The following is a 984-nucleotide window of genomic DNA, read 5'->3' on the forward strand; positions in this document are numbered from 1 at the left end:
CGGTCGCGACCGAGCCGGAGCCGCTCGCATCGCTTCTGCACCGCCGAGGCGCAGACGTCATGGTCGCGACCCGACCCCTGTCGACCTACCAACAGATCGCCAGCGGCGCCGGCGTCAGCGCCAGCGGCGCCGAGGGAGCAGCCTGATGAGCACGCTGACCACCGACCGGATCCGTGACCACGCCACCAAGCTCGGGCTGACCCACCCACCTGACCGAGGTCGTCACCCAACTCGTCGACCGCGCCGAGCAAGCCCAGATGGGCTACCTCGACTTCGTCGACCTCCTCCTCGAAGAAGAGCTCGGCCTGCGTGAGGGCCGCCGGTTCCGCAACGCACTGAAGCTGTCCGGACTCCCGCACCACAAGACCCTCGAGGAGTTCGACTTCGCCTTCCAACCCGACCTCGACGCCCGCAAGGTCCGCGACCTGGCCACCTTGGAGTTCGTCCGCGCCAAGGGCAACGTCGCGCTGCTCGGCCCGCCCGGAGTCGGCAAGACCATGATCGCGGTCGCGCTCGCCGTCGCCGCGTGCCAGGCAGGGTTCTCGATCTACTTCACCACCCTGGACGACATGGTCCGCAAACTCCGCGCCGCCGAAGCCACCGGCCGGTTCAACCGACAACTCACCAGCTACCTACGCCCCGCCGTTCTCGTGGTCGACGAGGTCGGCTACCTGCCCCTAGACCGAGCCGAAGCGAACATGGTCTTCCAGCTCATCTCACGCCGCTACGAACGCGGCTCGATGATCATCACCAGCAACAAGGCCTTCACCGAATGGGGCGGCGTCCTCGGCGACGACGTCCTCGCGACCGCGATCCTCGACCGGCTCCTGCACCACTGCGACGTCCTCGCGATCAACGGACCGTCCTACAGGCTCAAGGACCGCCTCAGCCTCGTCACCGGAGGTGAGCCCATGCCATGATCCCCACGCCGGGACCGACACGTCAGGCCGTACCCCAACCGACACGTGAGGTCGTACCCCGACA

At 67.7% G+C, this 984-nt stretch carries 1 protein-coding gene; it reads left to right on the forward strand.

Annotated features, from left to right (window positions below; translation table 11 throughout):
• The first annotated feature begins 209 nt into the window (after positions 1-209).
• Positions 210-920 (forward strand): IS21-like element helper ATPase IstB, encoded by a 711-nt coding sequence (gene istB / locus D6B71_RS22405; protein ID WP_276311020.1) that lies wholly within the window; start codon positions 210-212, stop codon positions 918-920.
• Positions 921-984: the final 64 nt, after the last annotated feature.

It is taken from the genome of Nocardioides ferulae (genome assembly GCF_003660455.1).
Lineage (GTDB): Bacteria > Actinomycetota > Actinomycetes > Propionibacteriales > Nocardioidaceae > Nocardioides > Nocardioides ferulae.